This window comes from Roseimicrobium gellanilyticum, from assembly GCF_003315205.1.
GTDB lineage: Bacteria > Verrucomicrobiota > Verrucomicrobiia > Verrucomicrobiales > Verrucomicrobiaceae > Roseimicrobium > Roseimicrobium gellanilyticum.
The window spans coordinates 334,836-356,432 of record NZ_QNRR01000008.1; the positions used below are offsets into that span (position 1 = coordinate 334,836).

The window sequence follows — 21,597 nt, forward strand, 5'->3', positions numbered from 1 at the left end:
CTCACCCACGCCGAAGCCATGCCCGAAACCCCATCCCCCAAGCCCGCTACCCTCAAACGCCTGGATAACATCCTCATCGTCGTCGAAGACCTTGAGGCCGTGAAAGCCTTCTTCATCGCGCTGGGCCTCGAACTGGAAGGCGAGACCATCGTCGAAGGTCCCATGGTGGAGCGCCTCATCAATCTTCAGAACGTCCGCGCCACCATCGCCATGATGCGCACTCCGGACGGCCAGGGGCGCATTGAGCTCGACAAGTACCACACACCGGACCCCATCCGCATCGGCCCGGTGAACACTCCGGTGAACGCTCTCGGCATCCGCCGCATCATGTTCGCCGTCGAAGGCATCGATGAAGTCGTCGCCCGCCTCGTTGCCCACGGCGCTGAACTCGTCGGCGAAGTGGTGCAATACGGTGACATCTACCGCCTCGCCTACGTGCGCGGACCAGAGGGTATCATCGTCGGCCTTGCTGAGGAACTCGGGTAACGCACCACTCCACACCTCCGTTGATGCCGGGACCAGCTCTGCACACATGGCCAGTCTGAAAAATCAAGAAAGCGAAGCTGGGCCGTCTCAAATCAAGACCCCGCTTCACTTGCGTCTGGCACACAGAGAACACGCTTTGCGTCTTGGAGTGCGTGTGGCAAGCGCTCAAGCGCGACACCGCTTTCAATCGGAGGGGCAGGCATCACTTTCGACATCACGTTCCAAACTCCATGGCACCCCACCAACGTAGCTCGCGAGTCCCTTCGCGAGGACGCCACGCCAAAGAACCCATCTCGAAAAACCAACCGCAGCATGGACCAAACCGCGCAGCCCCCATGCCGGAGGCATGGCAGCATGTAGCCGGTGGTTGAGCGAAGCGACACCACCGGGCAAGCGAGAAAAATCACCGCATCCCGAAGGTGATGCCAGCATCGTTGCCATCAGATGCGGTGTCAGTCCACCTCGCATTGCTTCACACGATTGGAGATACACTTGTGTCGATTAAAAAATGAGGCAAGCTCCCTGAGCCGTCCTTCCTCCCACACAGCTCCCGAAGCCCCCGCTTCACCCATCTCCCCACGGCCCCGCACCAGGCCCAAGGAAGGGGGACGCCTCGTTCCCCAACCCCGACGTGCCAACCCTCTTCGCTCTGCATGAAAGGCCATGTACCACCAGCAGCAGCTCCTACCCATGTGGTCCCCCTGAGACTTTCCCCTCAATTTCCCAACCCATCCTGTCTGCCCTTCGCGCTCCTTTGCGGCCATTCCTCCCCGCTCAAAATCAGCATCATGCCTCGAAAACGATAGTTCGTTCTGCCAGTTTTGATTCTTTTCCAAACCTTCCGTCCGCACCACGACCTGTATTCCTCAGTCTCCGAAGTTCCTCTGCGTCTCCGTGTTTGATTCGTCCTTCGTCCTCACCCTCCGGGCTGCTTCGCAGTCGTCTCGCTCCGCTCGGCGCTGTATTGAAGCCAATGCACCTCGCCGCACCCAGCATCCCTCAGGCTATCAACTATCAACCATAGACCATCAACTCCCAGTCCCCCTTGTCCTGTCCCAAAATTCCCGCTACGTGTGATTAAGTTGCCCGCTTCCTACTCATGAACCGCCTCCTGACCCTCCTGCTCCCCGCATTCCTGTGCTTCAGCAGTGCAGTCACACAACTGACCGCCGCACCGGCAACCCTTGCAATCCGCGAAGGCGACCACATCTGCATCATCGGCAATACCCTCGCCGAGCGCATGCAGTTCCCGGGGCACAACCATTTCGAGACGCTCCTCTACCAGCGCTTCCCCAAGCACAACCTCGTGGTGCGCAATCTCTCCTGGTCCGCGGACGAAGTGGCCCTGCGCCCGCGCGCGGAGGGCTTCGGCACGCCGGATGAACATCTCACTTTCAGCAAGGCGGATGTGGTCATTGCTTTCTTCGGTTTCAACGAATCCTTCGCGGGCGAGGCGGGACTGGAGAAGTTCAAAACCGACCTCGAGGAGTGGATCAAGCACACCAAGGCCCAGAGCTACAATGGCAAGGGCGCGCCGAGGATTGCGCTGGTGTCGCCGATGGCGGCGGAGGATTTGGAGAATCCCAATCTGCTCACAGGCGATGCGCTGAAGGAACTGAATGCACGCCTCGCTCTGTATACCAAGGCCATGCAGGAAGTGGCGGAGAAGAACGGGGTGGTGTTTGCCAACGTCTTTGAAGGATCAGGGAATGCTTTTGAACTGGCAAAGAAGCAGTTCGAATCGGGTGCGAAGGGGTATGGATTCCCACTGACCATCAATGGAGTGCACCTCAAGCGCGAGGGTGACGCGGTTTTTGGAATGATTCTCCAAGATGCGCTCTTTTCCACATCCGAGGAGTTGAAGAATGAGCGTCGTTTCGATTTCATCAGAGAGAGCGAAGGTTCGCGAGGTGCCCTCCATGCCGAAATCGAATCCAAGAACTTCCATTGGTACAACCGCTACCGCATCGTCGACAGCTACTATGTCTACGGCGGACGCAGCGGCCTGAAGTTCGCCGATGGCGACCAGACCAATCGCGATGTCATGCAGCGCGAGCGCGAGGTGCTCGATGTCATGGTGGCCAACCGCGATGCCCGCATCTGGAAGCTCGCACAGGGTGAGAAGGTTTCCGACAAAGCCGACGACAGCAATGTGCCTCCCTTCCTCGATGTGAAGACCTGGTTCGGCGCGGGCATCAAGAAAGACGCCGGCGCGAACACGGGACAGACCAGCAAGACGGCCGAGGGCAGCAGTGCGGAGATTCCCACCGTGGCCGAAACACAGAAGAAGTTCACGCTGGCCAAGGGCTTCAAAGTCGAGTGCTTCGCCAGCGAGGAAAACTTCCCCGAACTCGCCAATGCCACCGCGATGGCTTTCGATACCAAGGGCCGCCTCTGGGTTTGCACCATGCCCAGCTATCCGCAGTGGAGACCGGGGGATGAGTTCATCGACAAGATCATCATCCTGGAGGACAGCGATGGCGATGGCAAAGCGAACTACTGCAATACCTTCGCCGACAAACTCCACCTGCCCATCTCCTTCGAGTTCTATGACGGTGGTATTCTCGTCAGTGACCAGCGCAATCTCACCTTCCTGAAGGACACGAATGGTGATGACAAGGCCGACTTCCGCGAGGTGATGCTCAGCGGCTTCGACAGCGCGGACAGCCATCATGTGATCAATGCCTTCACCCAGGGCCCCGGCGGCGACCTCTATTTCCAGGAAGGCACCTTCCACTACACCCAGGTGGAGACGCCCTATGGCCCGGTGCGTTGTGCGAACGCGGGCACCTACCGCTATGAGCCGCGTACCCAGAAGCTCAGCGTCTTCGTGAGCTACAACTACGCAAACCCGCACGGCATCGCGTTTGATCAGTGGGGACAGACCTTCATCGCCGATGCGAGCGGTGGCATGAACTACTTCGCTACGGCCTTCAGCGGCCAGCTTCCCTATCCTGAGAAGCACGCCTCCATGAAGACCTTCCTGAAGAAGCGTGTGCGTCCCACCAGCGGTTGCGAGTTCGTCAGCAGCCGCAACTTCCCGGAGGACATGCAGGGGAACTTCCTGCTGAACAACTGCATCGGTGTGCAAGGCACACTCAATCACACCGTGAAGGCCGTCGACTCCGGCTACGAAGCCACAGAGATCGATCCGCTCATGCTGAACAGCGACCCCAACTTCCGTCCCGTGGACATGGAGTTCGCGCCGGATGGCTCCCTCTACATCGTGGACTGGGCGGAGGCACTCATCGGCCACATGCAGTACAGCATCCGCGACCCGCTCCGCGACCATAAACATGGACGCATCTGGCGCATCTGGAATGCTGAGAAGCCGCTGGTGAAGCCAGTAAAAGTGGCGGGCGAGCCCATCAAGAAGCTTCTCGAACTCCTCAGTGCTCCTGAGTACCGCGTGCGCGAGCGTGTGAAGCAGGAACTTTCCACCCGGAAGTCTGAGGAAGTGCTCAAGGCGCTCGATGCCTGGGTGAAGCCACTGCGCGATGCCGTCATCACCAAGACCTCCGCCAGCCAGGAGCATCAGCTTGTGGAAGCACTCTGGGTGTATCAGTACCTGAACAAAGTGGATATGCCACAGCTCCATCGTGTGCTCACCTCTGGAATGCCCGAGGCCCGCGCCGCCGCAGTGCGCGTGCTCTGCTACTGGCAGGACCGCGTGCCGGATGCACTCGACCTCCTCACCAAGGCCGCGAACGACCCGGATCCCCTCGTACGCCTCGAAGCCGTGCGTGCCTGCAGCTTCTCGAAGGACCCGAAGGCCGCGAACGTGGCGCTCGAAGCGCTGAAGCAGCCGCAGGACTACTACATCACCTACACCCTGGGTGAAACGATGCGTGCGCTGAAGCCCTCGCCCTCCGCCATTGATGTGAAAGCGAATCCCGCCGCTCTCACCTATGTGCTGGGCCAGATGACCAATGACGAACTCAAGGCTGCGCCCCGCGTGGAAGGCGTCCTGAAAGCCCAGCTGGAGCGCAAGGGGCTGGATGCCGCTACGCGTGAAGCTGCTGCGGTGGACCTCGCGAAGCTGCTTGGCACCACGCGCGAAGTGGAGCTCGTCTCCGCCATCATGCGCTTCGATGACCAGCAGGTGAATACGGTTGTGTCCGCAGAGCTGGGCAAACTTCTCGCCTCCAGCTCACCTCAAGCGCTCAAGACCGCTGAGGCACAGATCACGCGTCTCGCCTTCAAGGACCACGGCGTGCGCAGCGCCCGCGTCGCTGGCATGGCTGCCTATGTGACCATGACCGGTGACCCCGCGAAGGTTGCAAAAGAGCGTCAGGACAATCACGAAACCATCTCCGTGCTTCTGGAGAGCATCGTCATCATCCCGGATCCCGTGCTCCGTGCGAAGTATCAAACCTTCGCCACAGACGCTGCTGGCGGCACGAACCTGCCGCCGCTCGTGCGCAAGGCCGCCATCGCCGCGCTGCCACTGACCGGCGCCGAGTTTGGCCTGCAGAACTTTGGCATTCTCGCCAAGGTGCTGCTGAAGGGCGAATACCGTGATCAGGTGGCGCAGGCCGCCATGCAGATTCCGCGCACCGCCTGGGACAAGAGTCTTGCGCCTTCGCTCGTGGAGAGCATCCTTTCCTACGCCAAGACCGTGCCCGCGAATCAGCGCACCGAGATGGGTTATGTGGAAGTCTCACGCTTCGGCACGGAGCTGTGCGCCCTGCTGCCCGCGGAGACCGGCCCTGCTCTGCGCAAGAGTTTGCGCGAGCTCGGCGTGAGCGTCTTCGTCATCCGCACCGTGCGCGAGCAGATGAGGTATGATACACCCGAGATCACCGTGGAGGCCGGCAAGCCATTCGAGGTCATCTTCGAGAACAACGACATCATGCCGCACAACATCATCTTCTGCAAAGGCGGCACGCATGCCGAGGTGGGCACCGCCGCCCAGACCATGCCCGCCACACCCGATGCGAAGGGCTTCCTCTACGTGCCGAAGCATCCCGCCATCCTCGACAGCGCCTACAGCAAGATGCTTGAGCCCGGCGAAAAGTCGCGTCTGCAACTGACTGCTCCCGGCACCCCCGGCGAGTACGAGTACGTCTGCACCTTCCCCGGCCACTGGGTCATCATGTGGGGGAAGATGAAGGTGGTGGCGCAGCTGGAGTAGTGCAGCGCGATCAGACGTGGACCAGCCAGTTCGGCGAGTAGCTTGGTGTCTGGGCCAGCGGGATAGCGGACAGGTGCGCCTTCACCGGTGGCGGCGCGGAAGACGGCTTCGGCGATTTTCTGTTCGGTGGGATACTCTTGCAGCTTCGCGAAATAGGCCTGGGCGAAGGTGTGGCAGGGTGGGGTGTCAGGCCTGCATGCGCTCGGTTGCCGGAGGGTGTGAGTAGCGAGGATGAAAGCACAACTCCCGGTTCAGGCCAGGTAGATGAAGTCCTTTTTTGCGTCGAGCGAGCGGGTACGCTGGCAGACTTCATAGCCATTGGCGCTGCCTTCGTCGTTGGTATTGCCCTCGATGGTGGAGAACACGTTTTTGTTGCCTCCAAATGCAAAGCCGGTGTGAGTCCAATCCGTGGAGGATTTGCGAACGAGAAAGATCTGGCAGTTTCCCAAGCTGCTCCAGGGCGACGAGCCGTTTTGGACGGCCTTCCCAGGAATAAAGCGCTTATTGGCTTTGGCCTGATAAGCGAGGGAATCACAGGAGAGGGAACCTTGCACTGGCATGGGCTTGCCTGTGAAATGGCATGCTTGCTTCAGTATATAGGTGACAAATCCCGCGCACCAGCGCATGGCGGGTCCATCTTCACCGCAATAAGCGCGCACCCAAGGCCCGCGATTGTCACCACCAAGTTCTCTTGGCTCTTCGTCCAGGTGTGCCTGGGCTATTTGACGCACGGCCTGATCCAGGGCTGTACCCGCTGGGACAGTCGCCTCCACCGCAGTACGCAAAGGTAGTACAAGGGCATCCCAGGTATTGCGGTTTACCACGCCGCTTTGCGCCAGGCCATTGTTCTGTTGAAAGACATGGACACACGCCTTTGTGGCGTCGCCGAACTCACCATCTATTGCAGTTGGCACCTTGTGAAACGTGAGCCACTCCTGCACGCGGCGCGCCTTCATTCCTGAAGCGCCCTTGGAAATGTTCGAGCTGAACTCAAGCTCCTTGCTGACGGAGGATGTGGGATAGATCATGGCGCTACAAGGTTTGATGTTGATTGTTGCAGGATTACCATTGGGTAATATGGTGAGCATATGGCGAAAATGGTAACATTGACAAGGAGAAAAATACTTCGTGTTCCCACAAGGTGGGTGTTCCTGTGTCGCCTGTTCCCCGGGGAACAGAGCGTTGCCACGGGCCGGCCCGGGTGCATCGCCTCTACGGGACAGTTCTTGAGAGCTGCGATCGACGCCAGATCTTCGGATGTGGGACCTCATCTGCCGGTGTTGCCGCGAGGCATCTTCGCTCTCTAAGCGGCTTGATGATTCACCATCTGGTCATCGTGCCTGCTCCATTTCCATTTTCATGCTTTCACTAAAGTCACGCTCTTCTGCCCTGCCTGCAGCCTGTCCATCCACGAAAGCGGTATCCAGGTGCGGTCAAAGGTGAAGAGGTGAAGAGGTGAATCATGAGCATGCCGATGCTGAGGTCGGCGAAGTCCACCACGAGAAGGATGCCAGCATGCATGAGTACCAGAGCTGCCCAAGCAGCGGCGCGGGTGAGGCGGTGGAGGCTCAGAGGGAGGAAGAGCAACTCCACGGCAAGGCATCCCCACGTGAGGCAGAGTGCTAATCGATAAAACTTCGGGGGTTTATTGAGTGGGTCGATGAACGTTTGTTCAGCGGTGTGTTAGCTCGAGACTCCGAACATCTCGCGCACCTTGGCCATATAATGCTCCTCGGAAGTGGACCAGCGGAGTTCAGCGAGCATCCTGGTGTCTGAGCCTGCGGGGTAGCGGACCTGATCGCCTTCATCGGTGGCAGCGCGGAAGACGGCTTCGGCGATGTCCTGCTCGGTGGCATAGGCGGTGGGATAGTTTTGCAGCTTGGCGAAGTAGGCCTGGGCGAAGGCATCGTAGGGTGGGGGAGTCAGGCCCTGCATGCGGTGGGCACCGTTGGCCCCGAGGTTGGTGGTGGGAGCATAGCCGGGCTCCACGATACGTGTCCTGATGCCGAAGGGCGCGAGTTCGTGCGAGAGGGATTCGGTGAAGCCTTCCACCGCCCACTTGCTGGCGGCATACACGGCGACGAGTGGCATGGGCGCGATGGCCGTGCTGGAGGTGACATTGATGAGCGCACCGCCGCCTTGCTCGCGCAGGTGGGGAATGGCGGCGCGGCAGACGGACATGACGCCGAAGGTGTTTGTCTCGAAGATTTCGCGCAGCAGCGCGTCCGACGTGGCCTCGAATGCGCCCAGCAGGCCGATGCCGGCGTTGTTCACCACGGCATCGAGTCGACCGAAGGTGGCAGTGGCTTGGGAGAGCGCGCTGTTGATGCTGTCCGCGTTGGTGACATCGAGGGGCAGGACCTGGAGTTGGCCTTCGGTGGCGGTGAAGAGTCCGGCATCTGGCTTGCGCATGGTGGCCACCACATTCCATCCGTGGTCGAGGAAGTATTGTGCGGTGGCTTTGCCGTAACCTGAGGATGCGCCGGTGATGAAGAGGGTTCTTGTTTTGTTCATGATTTGATTTGGTTCGTTTTGATTTGGATTGTGATGGCGCAGTGTACTCTGTTACCGTTGGACGAACCATAATTAGGAGTCCGCAAGACATTACCAAGCGTCCAGAATGAGTGTATGAACCCTCTAGATGACATCATCGCCCTGCTGCGACCCCATGCGGTCTTCTCCAAGCCCATCTCGGGAAAGGGTCAGTGGGGTGTGCGCTATGCCGCGCATGAGAAGCCGAGCTTCTGCGTGGTGCTGGAAGGGCAATGCTGGCTGGCGCTGGAAGGCAAGGCACCGCTGCGGTTGGAGAAGGGTGACTTTCTCCTGCTGACGTCCACGCCTGCGTTCGCGCTCTACAGCAAGCCCGGGGTGCGCCATGTCGCGGGTATTCCTTCGCGCATGGGAGTGAGGCACGGCGAGCAGAAGGGGAGGCCGGACTTTCGCATGCTGGGCGGCACCTTTGAGACGGAGCTGGTGAATGGGAAGCTTCTCCTAGCACTGCTGCCGGGCAGGATTCATCTCCGCTCCGGGGAGGCAGACACCAGCCGCCTCTCGAGCCTTGTCTCGCTCATCATGGAGGAGTACTCGGGAAGCAGGCCGGGGCGTGAAATGATTCTGGCGCGGCTGCTGGAGGTCCTGCTCGTGGACTCCCTGCGGTCTCATGACTATGACCCCAGCAGCATGGCCGCCGGACTGATGGCGGGATTGAGTGATCCACTTATCGCACGTGCCCTGGCAGCCATGCATGCTCGCGTGCAACACGGCTGGACCGTGGCGAATCTGGCGGAACATGTGGGCATGTCGCGCTCTGCTTTTGCCGCGCGGTTCTCTGAGAAGGTAGGTTGTGCTCCGATGGAGTATCTCTCCCTATGGCGCATGAGCCTGGCGCAGGATGTACTGCGTCGGGGAGACGTGGGCCTGGAGGAGCTGGCGGAGGATATTGGCTATCAATCCGCCAGTGCCTTCAGCACGGCCTTCCGGAAGAAGGTGGGATGTGCGCCGAGTGTGTTTGCGCGGGGCGTTTAACGTGCCACAGGGCGATGGTAACTCCAGAGCAGAGGATGAGCAAATGGGCTGGCTTCACTTCCCCGCCGCTTTCTTAATCTGCTGGGAGAGCGTTTGCAGTTCCTGGTCAGTAATCTTGGGTGTCGCCTTCTTGAGAGCGGCGGTGTAGTGCTCTGTCTCCTTGGGTTGGAGGGGGTACCCTACGTTTCCTGCGGTGGCATACGAATCAACAATCACGGTTTTGTCCGGCGCGATGATGACCCAGGAAGGCGCGCCTGGCTTGGCGAGTTTGCTGAACACTGCCCGCCCGTCCGGCATGTAGCTGGTATCGATGGCGACGACCACGTAGTACTTGCCCAGGATCTGCTGCACATCGCTGGCGGCGTGGTAGCGGTCAAAGACCCGGCACCATCCGCATTCCGGAAAGCCCGATTTCACGAAGACCATTTTTGACTCCGCGGAGGCCTGTTTGCAGGCAGCTTCCAGAGCGTCTTGCGCGGCAGTCGGCGGATAGTCCTTCTTCTCACCGGCACCATGAGCCGGAACTGTCGCCAATGACAAAACGAACGACACCAGAAGTAACCAGCATGATGGCATTTTCATGGGCCTATTGTGCCTGGTTTTTGCATGGATGACAAGAGCGGCGGCAGCGGTGGAATGGGCACCGGGGTACTGATTCACTGAGGGACTGGTTAGTTGCGCTATATGAGTATGGTTTACCGGGTGTTTCAACCCATGCAAAATTCTGGCTCACAAGGTTGCGTCGTTTCCGGCCCAATCGAAACTGGTGGACGGGCTTTCTCCATATCATTACCCTAGGTACCGCATGATTGCAGAGATTTTCACGGCGTTGATGGAGCCCTTGGGGAAGGCCGTCGGGTCGATTCCCAAGTCTATCCGGGCGCACATCGGGAAGGGCTTTGCGGCACTGGCTGGCATTTTCCGCAGAGTGCTCGTCAGTCTGCTCAGGGCGCTTGTGGCACCGTTTTGTCGGTCGAAGGAAAGGAAGAGGCAAATACACGCAGCAGGGCGCGGGAGGGCTTCGAACTGATTAGCGGTTCACAGGTATATCACATCAGGTAGGGGACGCTCATGAAAGTCAAATGCATGGCCTGCGGGGTGGAAAAGGACCCTTTGAAGAAGGAAGTTCACCCATACCCTGAGGATGGTATTGTTGATGACCCAGTCAGTCCGTTGTGGATGCTGGAGTGTCAGGGAGCCGACTGGAGATGGGTGATGGTTTGTCACCACTGCTTTCACAAGCTGGATCCCGATATGTGGATCAGCGACCGCTGCTGGCGGTCTTTGAATCCCATCACTCCGTTTGAGAAACTGCCAAAGTTCGGTGAGCCTTCCATCTGCATTGTAGAAGTTCAAATTGTCCGGCACGTGGAGAGTCACTTTCCGGGTTGGGTGGAGGCCGTGCTTACGGATGCGGCTGGTCAGGCATGGTCCTTTGTGGACAAGGTTCCGGTGTTCACCGAGGCAAACCTTGATGCGCAGAGCACCTATCCCCAACCTGGTGTGATGGCCTGTAAGTGGATACCCGAAGAGACTGGCGAGGGTTATCCCAAAATCTGGACCATTGATACCTCGACCCCGTGGGGTCTCGGAGTTTCGGGAGGTGAGACAATCTTCAAGGTATTCGCCAATCGAGTCACTCGAATCGCTGCCCTTTGAGTGGGCGGTGAGCTTGATGGCTCGCCAAGGGACTGGCGAGGTACGTTGGGAGTGTCTTACCATGGGTGCGAATTCAAGTTATCATGGAGGATTTGTCCCGGAGGGACAGCGGCTGGTAGCCGGTCGGTGGAGGGAGTCTTGACGACCGCAACCACCGGATCACGCAGAGGGAAAGAGATACCGTCCCGGAGGTGACGGCGGAAAGGGTGGCTTGCCGGATTCAGGTGCCATCGTCTTGCCACACTTTCCGGCGTGCCCTCCGGGACGCCTTGATGTTCTCGCCATAGATCCGGTGGTTGGGGTCGTCTAGACTCCCTCCACCGACCGGCTACCGGCCGTGCTCCCTCCGGGAGCAAATGCAGGGCCTGAGCGATGGGGTGGGCGTCTCCAGTCGAAGCTGCCTGTGACGAAGCTGCCGGTGCCGGACCACCGCAATCAGCTTGATGATTTCCCCATCTGGTCAATCTTGCCTGCCCCCTTTTTATTCTCACCACCTCTTCTGACCCCTCCCCGCCATGTCCGCCGAACGCAAGACCCTTGAAGAACGCGCCCAGATGTCTGATCTGGAGCGCCTGCGTCACTCCTGCGCGCACGTCATGGCCACCGCCATCCTGCGTCTGTGGCCGGATGCACAGTTTGCCTACGGGCCGCCCGTGGAGAGTGGCTTCTACTACGACTTCGACATGAAGCACCGGCTCACGCCGGACGACTTCGAGAAAATCGAGGCGGAGATGAAGAAGGTCGCCAAGGACAACCAGCGCTTTGACAAGAAGGTGATCACGCGTGAGGAGGCCATTGCGCTTGCGGAGAGCGGGCGTCTCGGCGGCCTTACGGAGCGCCCGGGGAATCCGAGCCAGTTCAAGCTGGACCTCATTGCCAAGATTCCGGAAGGGGAGGAAATCTCCTGCTACCAGAATGGCGAGTTCCTGGACCTGTGCGCCGGGCCGCACGTGAACTACACGTCGAAGTGCAAGAACACGAAGCTCATGTCGGTGGCCAGCGCTTACTACATGGGGGACGAGACGAAGCCCCAGCTCCAGCGCCTGTACGGTACGGCCTTCCCCACGGCGGAAGAGCTCGCAAAGCACCTCGAGCAGCTCGAAGAAGCGAAGAAGCGCGACCACCGCAAGCTGGGCCGCGAACTACAGCTCTTCGCGATTGATGAGAAGGTGGGCCAGGGGCTCATCCTCTGGCTGCCGAAGGGCGCCATCCTGCGTCAGGAACTGCAAAACTTCATCAGCGAAGAATTGCGCAAGCAGGGTTACCAGCAGGTCTTCACACCGCACATCGGCAAGCTGGAGCTGTACAAGACGAGCGGTCACTTCCCGTACTACAAGGACTCGCAGTTCTCCCCGGTGATTGAGAACGACGACCTGAAGAAGGCGGCCGCCGAGGGCTGCACGTGCGCCGAGGTCATGGAGCGCCTGGACGGCATCTCCAAGAAGCTGCGTGAGGAAATCAACTCCCGCACGGGTGCGGATACGATTCCTGAGTCGCGTGTGCGACCGGATGATGACCTTTACGATGGCTTCCTGCTGAAGCCGATGAATTGCCCGCATCACATCCGCATCTTTGCGCAGACGCCGAAGTCGTATCGCGACCTGCCGGTGCGCCTCGCCGAGTTCGGCACGGTGTATCGCTGGGAGCAGAGCGGGGAGCTCGGCGGCATGACGCGCGTGCGTGGCTTCACGCAGGATGATGCGCACCTCTTCTGCACGGAGGAACAGGTGGCGCAGGAAGTGCTCGGCTGTCTCTCCCTGGTGAAGACGGTGCTGACCACGCTGGGCATGCATGACTACCGCGTGCGTGTGGGTCTGCGCGACCCGGACAGCAGCAAATTCACCGGCAATGCCGAGAAGTGGGACCTCGCGGAGGCCGCCTGCCGCGCCGCGGCGCAGAGCCTGGGCGTGCCCTTCACGGAGGAGCCCGGTGAGGCCGCCTTCTACGGGCCGAAGATCGACTTCGTGATCAAGGATGTCATCGGTCGCGAGTGGCAGCTGGGCACGGTGCAGGTGGACTACGTGCTGCCGGTGCGCTTTGACCTCACATACACGGGTGCGGATAACAAGGCGCATCGTCCCGTGATGATTCACCGTGCGCCCTTCGGCAGCATGGAGCGTTTCTGCGGCGTGCTGATTGAGCACTTCGCCGGTCACTTCCCCACGTGGCTCGCGCCGGAGCAGGTGCGTATTCTCACGGTGAGTGAGAAGAGCGATGCCTTCGCCGGTGAGGTACTCAGCGCCCTGCAGGCCGCCGGTCTGCGTGTGACGCTGGTGAATGACTCCGACAAGATTGGCGCGAAGATTCGCAACGCCCAGCTCGACCGCGTGCCCTACATGCTGGTGCTTGGTGAGAAGGAAGCGACGAGTGGCAACGTGGCCATCCGCCACTCCAAGAAGGGTGACCTCGGTGTGAAGCCGCTGGCGGCTTTTGTGGAGGAAATCACCGCGGAGGTGGCGGAGCGGAAGCTGTAGTAATGCAGCGTGTTGGATGTGTTTGAGCTGCTTTGTGAAGGTCGCAAAGCAGCGAAAGCAGCAGAGCAGCAAAGAACTCCACGGAGGTTAGGCCTTCTGGCCTGACGTGGATGTTGGGTCTTCTGACCCGACAGTGGCGCAGGGATCGCCGCGTGGAGGTGGTGCGCTGTGTCAGTCTGTGGCCTGAGTTCTCCTTGTCCCTAGCAACGGCGCGGTACAGCACACCAGCAGGGGGAGAGCAAAGAGCAGAGCTCTGGAGAGGAAGTAGAGCATGCCACGCTCATGAATCACCGCATAGCGATAGCCGGGATGAGTGAGAAGTGGTGCTCCCGCAAGTCCGAAGAGGACCGCGATGACCAAGGCGAGCCAGAGCATGCGAGGCCAACGTAAGATGATGGCCGACAGCACGACGCTCAATGACAACGAGGCAATGAGCAGGGTGGTCTGACTCGCGTGCGCCAGGTCTGGGAGGATTTGTATCATGCTCGCGAGGGATGATGACAGACTTGTGGGAGGGTGGGCGAGCGGTCCGTTTGGGGAGGGGCTTGCGCCTGCATCGATTGAAAGGATAGCCGCAAAAAAACGCAAGAGACGCAATGGTTGGGATGGCAGGTGCCCTGTGCGTCCTTTGCCTCTCTGCCCCTTTTGCGGTGAGCCGGAAACAGCCGTGCGGTGCGAAGGGGCAATGTTGCGTTGCGCCGCCGTCGGGTCGGAAGACCCAACATCCACGTCAGGCCGGAAGGCCTAACCTCCGTCAGTTTTTTTGCTGCTTCGCTGCTTTGCGTTTCACCTGTACGCGCTAGGCAGCCGCAGCCGCGCGCCGGCCAATCAATGGCATCGCGCGCAGGTGACGCAGGACGGCTTCGGTGTTGTACACGAGCACGAGCAGCAGGGCACCGGTGAGGTCGGCAATCAGGGAGTGCTGGAAGAAGACGAGCGTACTGGGGTAGGGTGGGATGCCCACGGTGAGGGCCTGCACCCAGCCATCGACGTTCTTGGGATAGTAGGGCTCGATCCACCAGCACATGGTATTCGTCACCACGTAGAAAAGGACACTGCACGCGAGTGTGCCGCCCAAGGTTTCCACCACGCCCGCGCGGTCGCGAAGGCGGGAACCCCACCATGCGGCGAAGACGTAGCAGCCGTAAGCGAGGAGAATCTCATAGCGACCACCTTGAGTCACGGCGGAGAAACTGAAGCCATCGCAAGCCCAGTCGACGACCAGGAGGATGAGTGCCCACGACCACCAGGGGAGTGGGCGGGGGAACATGAGGGCACCTGCAAACGCGAACGCGACGAGCGGGCTGAGATTCGGCACGCCTGTCACAATGCCCTGCTGCGCCAGCACGCGAAGAAGAAGTGCTCCCGCCATGAGAATGAGGGGGAACCAGATGGTGGTGGCGGCGGAGTTGGAGCGTTGATCAGCCCGGTCTTGAAGCATGCCTGCATCAAACGACAGAAGCGGCGAGGGGACAAGGGGGAATTTGTCTAAGAAAGACATAGACAAGAAAGGGCTCGCGTCCTACAGCAATCCGTCTCCCCCCGATGATTCGTTCCCGGCACGTTTTTTTGTCCTCACTTCTGGCCACCTGCGCCGTGGCTCTCACCTTGCTTGCGCCTGCCTCGCTGTGGGCGCAGTCCGGCACCTCCAGTTCCTACTTCATGCTGCAGGGACCTCTGGGGCCGGGTGGCGCCTATGTGACGGAGAAATTCCGCGTGGAGTACACTGGACTGCTGACGATTCCAGGATATCAGCCGGCTCCCCCTGGTTCCCCTCAGCCTCTGGTGAACTCTGGTGAGGCACTGCTGGTCTCCATCTTCGGCAATGGCGTGACTGTTCCCTCGGGTACGTATACAAACTCGGTGGGCACGGTCGAGGCCGGAGGTGGATTCCTCTCCGGATTCCAGCTTTCGGGCGGTGGCATGGTGTATCCCGGACCGTGGCCTTTCGGCGCGCAGTGGAACTATTTTGTCTCAGGCGGGAGCTATGAGAACACCTTCGCAGACCCTGTGGAAATCGGAAACTACCCGGACGCCACCTGGACCTGGTCCTACACAGGGATGTCTGACCGTTATCTGGAAGATGGCAGTATTGACGCGTGGTCGTATGCTGCCGGGACGCAGGTGGGCGAGGATGAATGGGGGCCCATCATGGTGCCGCCGCTTCCCTCGGGTGTGCAGCCCACATTGGCGGACTTCTCTGGCCCCGGGTACATGGAGACGCTGATTTCGGGCTCTGGCCTGCCGTACAGCGTGTACCGCATCTCTGCCGTGCCGGAGCCGGGCAGGGCGATGTTGTTGCTGGTGGGCGCTATCGTCATCGTGGCGCGTCGCTCGCGCAGGAAGCCGGTTTGGTGTATGGGCTGATAGTTACAGGTACGGTCACTGTGATCACCCGAATCCACGCTCTTCATTTATGAGGTCATCCCTCGCGGCAGCCATCGATTGCAGCGGCACTGCGCATCGCAGGCGGAGGCGCGTGGCGGGGTTCACCCTGGTGGAGTTGCTGGTGGTGGTGACACTGCTGGCGGTGCTGGCCACGATCACCTTTGGTGGGTACCGCCTGTATATCAGGCTGGCCACACGGGCACATTGCTCAAACAATCTGCGCCAGCTCAGCATGGCGGTGAATCTCTACACTTCGGACAATGGCGGATTTTTCCCACCGTATGTGAAGACGAATCGCGACGGCTCACGCGAGTGGTTCTTTGGCAAGGAGCCGTACCAGCCCGGGGTGCCGGAGGGCAAGCGCGATCTGGATCGCGAGGCCGGTCCTCTCTATCCCTACATCGAATCGGTGGGGAACGTGGAAGTCTGCAAGGGCTTCAACTATGGGAACGCGCTGTGGAAGGCGAAGTTCAAGGGCGCAAGCTACGGCTACGGGTACAACTGGGCACTGGGCGGCCGCATGACAGGCAATCCCATGAATGTGGCCCACCTGCAGCATGCCACGTCCGTCATTCTCATGGGAGACTGTGGCCAGGTGAATACCTTCCAGAAGCCGGCGAGCCCCAGCAATCCGATGATTGAGGAGTTCTACATCATCAATGAATCGTACAAGACGATTCACTTCCGCCACGGCAACAAGGCGAACATCCTCTTTGTCGATGGGCATGTGGAGCTGATGGATCCGTATCCCGGTACGGAGGAGCGGCGCATTCCTGGAGAATTGCTGGGCCGCGTGACGAAGGTGGGCAGCGCGGAGATGCTGAAGTAGGGAGAGTTGATAGCCTGAAGTCCTCGGGTGACGAACGGCATGGAACTGCCGTCCCTCAGGCTATCAACCGGGTTAAACAAAGTCGTGGTTTTGGATCAGGGGGACTTGCCGTACCGCGACCAGCGGTCGCAGCCACAGCCTGAGCCATCCCCTACGCGGCGATAGCAGTCGTGGTACTCCTGTGGCTGCGACCGCTGGTCGCGGTGGGGGTGGCGCGACCTAAGACAAAAATGGCTACACAGTGACTTAAACCGCCCTAGACCATCACCCCTACCCGGAACCGCCGCAGTCGGCCAGGTCCAGTAAAAACTGAAAAATAGTCTTGCGCTCCCAGAGGCTGGCCTTATCATTCAACCGTATGGTTGAATATGACTCAGACCTGCTGGACAAGACCTTCGGGGCGCTGGCAGACCCGACAAGACGGCGCATCCTGGCGCAGTTGTCGGAGGGGGAGATTTGCGTCACGGACCTGGCGAAGCCCCACGCTATGTCCCTCGCGGCCGTGTCCAAGCACGTCATCGTGCTGGAAAGGGCCGGACTCGTGAAACGCCGGAAGGATGGCCGGGTGCACTCCCTGGCCCTGGACGCGAAGCCGATGGAGGAGGCGCAGGCGTGGCTGGACAGTTACCGCCAGTTCTGGACGGCAAACCTGGATGGCTTCGAGAAGTACCTGGAGAAACTACAACCCAATAAGGAGACCAAACCCGATGACGATGCCCCTACCCACACCCACAACTAACGAGCTGCAGAAGCCTGACAACGCCACGCTCATTCTTCGACGCGTGCTGAATGCTCCCCAGGAGCTGGCCTACCAGGTGTGGACCTCTGCGGAGCACGTGAAACTCTGGATGCAGCCGGAGCCGGGCATGCAGATTCCCTTCGCCGTCATGGACGTGCGCGTCGGTGGAAAGTTCCGCATCCAGATGCAGCAGACGGACGGGGAGTACTTCACCGCGCAGGGCGTCTTCCGCGAGGTGAAGCCGCCGGAGAAGCTGGTCTACACGTGGGACTGGGAGAAGGACGGCAGCGGCGAGGAATTTGGTGAACCGGAGGGGAAGGAAACCCTGGTGACGGTGGAGTTCCTGAAGCGCGGTGACCGTACGGAGATGATCTTCACGCACACGAGATTTGCCACGGTGGAGAGCCGGGACAGCCACTCGCGTGGTTGGAGCCGCATCATCGATTGCCTGGCCGCCTTCCTGGAGAAGCCGAAGGCCTGACGGCCAGCGATTACTTTTACGCCTTTCATCATCTGAAGAATTTCAGGCACGCCTGTCCGGGCGTCGACCGCTCGTTCGTCGTGCCTGTGAAATGAGAAACAAAAAACCACGGGTGTGATCCCGCGGGGGCGGAATTGGTCTGCCCAGGTGCAGAGGACGCTCATGTCTTTTTAATCAAATACTGTGTAGAAAAAATAAACAAGCCATCATCGTGACCATGAAACTCGAACCACATAAAGTCGTATCCCAACAAGAGTGGACCACCGCGCGCAAGGCGCTGCTGAAAAAGGAGAAGGAATCCAGCAAGCTGCTGGACCAGCTCGCCGAGGAACGCCGCAAGCTGCCCTGGGTGAAGGTGACGAAGGACTATGTCTTTGACGCCCCCGGCGGCGCGAAGGTGAAGCTGGCGGACCTCTTCGGAAGGCACAGCCAGCTCGTGGTGTATCACTTCATGTTTGGACCTGATTGGAAAGAAGGCTGCCCGAGCTGCTCCTACGTGTCTGACCACAACAATGCCACCCTGCCGCACCTGGGCGCTCGTGATGTGAGCTACGTGGCCATCTCGCACGCGCCGATGGCGAAGCTGGAGGCCTTCAAGAAGCGCATGGGCTGGAACTTCCAGTGGGTGTCCGCTTATCACACCGACTTCAACCAGGACTACCATGTCTCCTTCTCCAAGGAAGAGACGGCGAAGGGCAAGGTGTACTACAACTATGAAGAGACGGAGTTTCCCAGTGAAGAGGGACCCGGGCTGAGCGTCTTTTACAAGAACGAAGCGGGCGAAATCTTCCACACCTACTCCACCTTTGGTCGTGGGCTGGATATCCTCCTGGGGACCTACCGCATTCTCGACATGGTACCGAAGGGTCGTGATGAAGAGGAGCTGCCCTTCGGCATGGCGTGGCTGCGCTATCACGACCGTTATGAGAACAGTGGTGGAGACCAGAAGTTCGCGGACGCAGATATGCCCTACTGGCCGGTGTCCTCGCCTGAGGAAGTGGCAAACGGAGGCTGCGGTTGTGCCAGTGGCAGCGCGAAGAAATCCAAGGAGGAGGCTCTCGCGTGAGCACGCGCTCCTGCTGTGCCACGAGCAAGCACCAGACGTGCGCCGGCGAGGAGACTCGCCGGCCTGCGCCGGGGTCGTCTTCGCGATGGAGTCGTGGTGGCGAGGTCATGGGATGGCTCATGCCCACGGCCTTGCTGGCTCTCATGCCGAAGTGCCCTGCGTGTGTAGCGGGCTACGTGGCGCTCGCGACAGGTGTTGGCATTTCGCTGCCTGCGGCAGCATCGTTGCGTGTGATGCTGGTGATGGTTTGCGTGGCGTCGCTCGCGTTTCTGGTGTTGCGGCGGCTTGGGAAACTGCGGCGTGCGATGCGGCGCGCATAGCTGCAGACGCGCATTGCACTCGCTCATCACACTACAAGGCCACTTCTGGTTAACCGCAAAGGGGCAGAGAGGCAAAGGACGCAGAGGTTTGAAGGGTTTTGGTGAAGGGATGGCGCGGTGCGCATCGAAGTAGCCACGCCTCGACGCGCAGGAGGCAGAGAGCGCGGAGGGTAATGTGGATGCGCGTGCGGCGGGTGCGTGGTGTGTGATGAGGAAACGCGAGCGGCGACGCATCAGAGAAAAAGCCAAGGAGGTTAGGCCTTCCGGCCTGACGTGGATGTTGGGTCTTCCGACCCGACAGCTAATGGTAAAAATTCATCTGCCGTCAGTTTGACATCCAATGTCACTAGGATTGCATGTCACGTGGAATTCATCTCCGGCCCTCCAGGATTCAAGCCTCTCGATCCCACCCGTGCGATCAAACGCACACGCAGACACCTTCCGCATTGGACGCAAGACGGCGCCACCTACTTTGTTACGTTTCACCTCGGTGATTCACTGCCTCAGGAGAGGTTGGAAGAATTGCGAATCCTATACAAACAGTTCGCTACGCAAAAGTTCGCCTGTAACGAGGAACAGGACGAGCGCAGACGCGAGATCCTGCGCCGCGTGGAATCCTGGCTGGATGCTGGCTCAGGAGACTGCTGGCTGGCACACACGGATGTTTCAGCAATGATGAGCAATTCGATGCTCCACTTTCATGGGAAGCGCTATGAACTGGGAGCCCACTGTGTCATGCCCAACCATGTTCATGCGGTCTTCAGACCGTTGGACAATCACTCTCTGGATGATGTGCTTCACTCCTGGAAGGGCTACACTGCAGATCAAATGAACCAGATGTTGTCACGGAAGGGCTCTGTGTGGGTGCAGGAAAGTTTTGATACGATTGTCCGGGACGCGCGCCATCTTGCCCGAGTGGTGCAGTACATCGGAAGGAATCCCGCGAAGGCTGACATTCCACGGGAACGCTGGCGACGGTGGGTGAATCCGGAGTGGGAGCGGATTGGCTGGGGATTCAGAGATGAAGTTCGCTGAAACCGGGTTTTGAGTGAGTTTCTGTCGGGTCGGAAGACCCAACTTCCACGTCAGGCCGGAAGGCCTAACCTCCATGGGCTGCGTTTGCTGATTCTGCTGCTTTGCGACCTCTTTCACTTCCCCGTCTTCTTCTCCATGGTTTCCAAATCCCACTCGTTCTCTTTGAACTCCTGCTTGGTCGCGGGCTTCACTTCGGGATAGCCGCCGACTTCCTGTTCGCTGTTGAGGATTTTGCCCTTCTTGTTCCGCGCGGCGTCGATGATGCGCTGGTCAATCGGATCGCGATCCCAGGGGCGGGCGCCGGCGTTGGCGGTGACGTGTTCCTTCACTTTGTCCGAGGACATCGCTTTCAAGTGTTCTGGCCAGAAGAGTTTCTCCTTCTCAAGAGGGAGTGCTTCGCCGCGTGTGAGCTTCGCGGGCTTGCCTTCCAGGTCAAAGGCGAGGTTGTCCTCCATGTACACCTGCAGGGGAGTCTTCTCGTAGTAGCCGAGGAGGGACACGTATTGCAAGGTGTCGGTACCATGTTCCAGCACGTTGCCCACGATGCTGAGCTTCGCGGGCTGGTGCTCGTGGCCTTTCCATTCGCTGGGAACCAGTGCGGCATGGATGGCATTGCGCGCGGGATTGGAGATCCAGTTGTTCACGATGACGGCCTGGGCGCCGCCTTTGGCCAGGGGATTGCGCTCCACGTTGCATGCATAGAGATTGCCGATGACGCTGATGCGTGAGGTGTTGTCGTGCAACAGTGTGCCCTTGGAGTGCTCGCCCTTGTCGTGCGTGGACTTCGAAAGTCCCTCGGCGATGATGCAGTTGGAAATGGTGATGTGGTGGGAGGTGTTCTTCCGCCACTCCTCCGGAGTCGCGCCCTCGAAGCGGGCGCCTGAGGTGGAGAGGTTTTCATCCGTGGCCCACGTGCAGGAGAGATGGTCGAAGATCACATGAGAGGCTCCGACCGTGGTGATGCCGTCTGCATTCCAACCGCTCTTCTTCTCGTGCCCGGCCTCGCCGGGGCGTACGGCCAGGTGACGGATGATGACATTGTTCGTGGAAACGACGAGGCTGCCCTTGATGAGCGTGATGCCGGGTGAAGGTGCTGTCTGACCTGCAATTGTGACGTCCGGCTCGGAGATGACCAGGGAGGTTTTTTTCAGGTCGATGACGCCGCCGACTTCAAAGACGATGATGCGCGGTCCCTTGGTGCGCACGGCTTCCCGCAGTGAACCGGGTCCTGTATTCTCCAGCGAGGTCACGCGGATGATTTTGCCACCGCGTCCGCCCACCGTCGTTGCGCCATCGCCCTGGGCGTCAGGGAAGGCGAGGATGGGTGCCTGGGCGTGGAGAAGGGGAGCTCCTGAGGGAGCCAGGAGAATGAGCGTGAGCAGGAACAGGAGCAAGAGGGTGCGCATGATGCGGTTGTTATTCGTTGGGATATTCACGCCAGAAGATCTTTTTTGTCGTGGA

General features: G+C 59.8%; 19 protein-coding genes. 12 read left to right on the forward strand and 7 right to left on the reverse strand.

What is annotated here, in order from left to right; genetic code table 11:
- Positions 1 to 18: 18 nt before the first annotated feature.
- Entirely contained in the window at positions 19 to 486 is a 468-nt protein-coding gene (locus DES53_RS21715) for a VOC family protein (protein ID WP_113960471.1), read from the forward strand.
- 1,099 nt (positions 487 to 1,585) lie between these two features.
- Positions 1,586 to 5,620, forward strand: coding sequence for a PVC-type heme-binding CxxCH protein (locus tag DES53_RS21720; RefSeq protein WP_170157292.1), 4,035 nt, complete (start codon positions 1,586 to 1,588; stop codon positions 5,618 to 5,620).
- 251 nt (positions 5,621 to 5,871) lie between these two features.
- Here the strand turns inward: DES53_RS21720 and DES53_RS21725 are convergent, their stop codons facing one another.
- From DES53_RS21725 to DES53_RS21735, 3 genes are all read right to left on the reverse strand, one after another.
- The gene (locus tag DES53_RS21725; protein WP_211325636.1) at positions 5,872 to 6,648 is read right to left on the reverse strand and encodes a peptidoglycan-binding domain-containing protein; all 777 of its coding nucleotides are present in this window, start codon (positions 6,646 to 6,648) and stop codon (positions 5,872 to 5,874) included.
- Between the two features lie 346 nt (positions 6,649 to 6,994).
- Positions 6,995 to 7,213, reverse strand: a complete 219-nt coding sequence (locus DES53_RS21730; protein WP_113960415.1) for a hypothetical protein — start codon at positions 7,211 to 7,213, stop codon at positions 6,995 to 6,997.
- Positions 7,214 to 7,303: 90 nt separating this feature from the next.
- Positions 7,304 to 8,134 carry an SDR family oxidoreductase gene (locus tag DES53_RS21735; protein WP_113960416.1) on the reverse strand — a complete coding sequence of 277 codons (831 nt, stop codon included), beginning with the start codon at positions 8,132 to 8,134 and terminating at the stop codon, positions 7,304 to 7,306.
- 114 nt (positions 8,135 to 8,248) lie between these two features.
- Between DES53_RS21735 and DES53_RS21740 the strand changes: the two genes are divergently transcribed.
- On the forward strand, positions 8,249 to 9,145 hold the full coding sequence (locus DES53_RS21740; RefSeq protein ID WP_113960417.1) for an AraC family transcriptional regulator: 897 nt from the start codon (positions 8,249 to 8,251) through the stop codon (positions 9,143 to 9,145).
- Between the two features lie 54 nt (positions 9,146 to 9,199).
- On the opposite strand, the gene DES53_RS21745 is transcribed toward DES53_RS21740, so the two are convergent.
- The gene (locus DES53_RS21745) at positions 9,200 to 9,727 is read right to left on the reverse strand and encodes a DUF255 domain-containing protein (protein ID WP_113960418.1); all 528 of its coding nucleotides are present in this window, start codon (positions 9,725 to 9,727) and stop codon (positions 9,200 to 9,202) included.
- Between the two features lie 489 nt (positions 9,728 to 10,216).
- Between DES53_RS21745 and DES53_RS33575 the strand changes: the two genes are divergently transcribed.
- Both DES53_RS33575 and thrS read left to right on the forward strand, forming a co-directional pair.
- Positions 10,217 to 10,804, forward strand: coding sequence for a hypothetical protein (locus DES53_RS33575; protein WP_211325637.1), 588 nt, complete (start codon positions 10,217 to 10,219; stop codon positions 10,802 to 10,804).
- Between the two features lie 515 nt (positions 10,805 to 11,319).
- Complete coding sequence (gene thrS, locus DES53_RS21760) at positions 11,320 to 13,278, forward strand: threonine--tRNA ligase (protein ID WP_113960420.1); 1,959 nt, start codon at positions 11,320 to 11,322, stop codon at positions 13,276 to 13,278.
- 171 nt (positions 13,279 to 13,449) lie between these two features.
- Here the strand turns inward: thrS and DES53_RS21765 are convergent, their stop codons facing one another.
- On the reverse strand, positions 13,450 to 13,761 hold the full coding sequence (locus DES53_RS21765) for a hypothetical protein (RefSeq protein WP_113960421.1): 312 nt from the start codon (positions 13,759 to 13,761) through the stop codon (positions 13,450 to 13,452).
- Positions 13,762 to 14,077: 316 nt separating this feature from the next.
- Complete coding sequence (locus DES53_RS21770) at positions 14,078 to 14,719, reverse strand: DUF6580 family putative transport protein (protein WP_113960422.1); 642 nt, start codon at positions 14,717 to 14,719, stop codon at positions 14,078 to 14,080.
- Between the two features lie 155 nt (positions 14,720 to 14,874).
- On the opposite strand from DES53_RS21770, the gene DES53_RS21775 reads away from it, so the two are divergent.
- The 7 genes from DES53_RS21775 (at position 14,875) to DES53_RS33145 (ending at position 20,136) form a co-directional block, all read left to right on the forward strand.
- The gene (locus tag DES53_RS21775; protein WP_211325638.1) at positions 14,875 to 15,645 is read left to right on the forward strand and encodes a PEP-CTERM sorting domain-containing protein; all 771 of its coding nucleotides are present in this window, start codon (positions 14,875 to 14,877) and stop codon (positions 15,643 to 15,645) included.
- Between the two features lie 49 nt (positions 15,646 to 15,694).
- Entirely contained in the window at positions 15,695 to 16,495 is an 801-nt protein-coding gene (locus tag DES53_RS21780) for a prepilin-type N-terminal cleavage/methylation domain-containing protein (RefSeq protein WP_113960424.1), read from the forward strand.
- A gap of 358 nt (positions 16,496 to 16,853) precedes the next feature.
- Complete coding sequence (locus DES53_RS21785; protein ID WP_113960425.1) at positions 16,854 to 17,234, forward strand: ArsR/SmtB family transcription factor; 381 nt, start codon at positions 16,854 to 16,856, stop codon at positions 17,232 to 17,234.
- The gene (locus DES53_RS21790) at positions 17,209 to 17,715 is read left to right on the forward strand and encodes an SRPBCC family protein (RefSeq protein WP_170157294.1); all 507 of its coding nucleotides are present in this window, start codon (positions 17,209 to 17,211) and stop codon (positions 17,713 to 17,715) included. The genes DES53_RS21785 and DES53_RS21790 overlap by 26 nt, the downstream gene beginning before the upstream one ends.
- A 217-nt stretch (positions 17,716 to 17,932) precedes the next feature.
- On the forward strand, positions 17,933 to 18,781 hold the full coding sequence (locus DES53_RS21795; RefSeq protein ID WP_113960427.1) for a DUF899 domain-containing protein: 849 nt from the start codon (positions 17,933 to 17,935) through the stop codon (positions 18,779 to 18,781).
- Positions 18,778 to 19,101, forward strand: a complete 324-nt coding sequence (locus tag DES53_RS32560; RefSeq protein WP_147263539.1) for a hypothetical protein — start codon at positions 18,778 to 18,780, stop codon at positions 19,099 to 19,101. The genes DES53_RS21795 and DES53_RS32560 overlap by 4 nt, the downstream gene beginning before the upstream one ends.
- A gap of 687 nt (positions 19,102 to 19,788) precedes the next feature.
- Positions 19,789 to 20,136, forward strand: a complete 348-nt coding sequence (locus tag DES53_RS33145; RefSeq protein WP_281270188.1) for a transposase — start codon at positions 19,789 to 19,791, stop codon at positions 20,134 to 20,136.
- Positions 20,137 to 20,249: 113 nt separating this feature from the next.
- Here the strand turns inward: DES53_RS33145 and DES53_RS21805 are convergent, their stop codons facing one another.
- The gene (locus DES53_RS21805; RefSeq protein WP_113960429.1) at positions 20,250 to 21,542 is read right to left on the reverse strand and encodes a pectate lyase family protein; all 1,293 of its coding nucleotides are present in this window, start codon (positions 21,540 to 21,542) and stop codon (positions 20,250 to 20,252) included.
- Between the last annotated feature and the right edge of the window lie 55 nt (positions 21,543 to 21,597).

Bases quoted from the DNA above. Each gene is read 5' to 3' on its own strand.
- DES53_RS33575 (WP_211325637.1), top strand. From the start codon at position 10,217: ATGAAAGTCAAATGCATGGCCTGCGGGGTGGAAAAGGACCCTTTGAAG.
- DES53_RS21785 (WP_113960425.1), top strand. From the start codon at position 16,854: ATGGTTGAATATGACTCAGACCTGCTGGACAAGACCTTCGGGGCGCTG.
- DES53_RS21740 (WP_113960417.1), top strand. From the start codon at position 8,249: ATGAACCCTCTAGATGACATCATCGCCCTGCTGCGACCCCATGCGGTC.
- DES53_RS21805 (WP_113960429.1), bottom strand. From the start codon at position 21,542: ATGCGCACCCTCTTGCTCCTGTTCCTGCTCACGCTCATTCTCCTGGCT.
- DES53_RS21780 (WP_113960424.1), top strand. From the start codon at position 15,695: ATGAGGTCATCCCTCGCGGCAGCCATCGATTGCAGCGGCACTGCGCAT.
- DES53_RS21745 (WP_113960418.1), bottom strand. From the start codon at position 9,727: ATGAAAATGCCATCATGCTGGTTACTTCTGGTGTCGTTCGTTTTGTCA.
- DES53_RS21725 (WP_211325636.1), bottom strand. From the start codon at position 6,648: ATGATCTATCCCACATCCTCCGTCAGCAAGGAGCTTGAGTTCAGCTCG.
- DES53_RS21795 (WP_113960427.1), top strand. From the start codon at position 17,933: ATGAAACTCGAACCACATAAAGTCGTATCCCAACAAGAGTGGACCACC.
- DES53_RS21765 (WP_113960421.1), bottom strand. From the start codon at position 13,761: ATGATACAAATCCTCCCAGACCTGGCGCACGCGAGTCAGACCACCCTG.
- DES53_RS21715 (WP_113960471.1), top strand. From the start codon at position 19: ATGCCCGAAACCCCATCCCCCAAGCCCGCTACCCTCAAACGCCTGGAT.
- DES53_RS21770 (WP_113960422.1), bottom strand. From the start codon at position 14,719: ATGCTTCAAGACCGGGCTGATCAACGCTCCAACTCCGCCGCCACCACC.
- DES53_RS33145 (WP_281270188.1), top strand. From the start codon at position 19,789: ATGCTCCACTTTCATGGGAAGCGCTATGAACTGGGAGCCCACTGTGTC.
- DES53_RS21790 (WP_170157294.1), top strand. From the start codon at position 17,209: ATGCCCCTACCCACACCCACAACTAACGAGCTGCAGAAGCCTGACAAC.
- DES53_RS21735 (WP_113960416.1), bottom strand. From the start codon at position 8,134: ATGAACAAAACAAGAACCCTCTTCATCACCGGCGCATCCTCAGGTTAC.
- DES53_RS21720 (WP_170157292.1), top strand. From the start codon at position 1,586: ATGAACCGCCTCCTGACCCTCCTGCTCCCCGCATTCCTGTGCTTCAGC.
- thrS (WP_113960420.1), top strand. From the start codon at position 11,320: ATGTCCGCCGAACGCAAGACCCTTGAAGAACGCGCCCAGATGTCTGAT.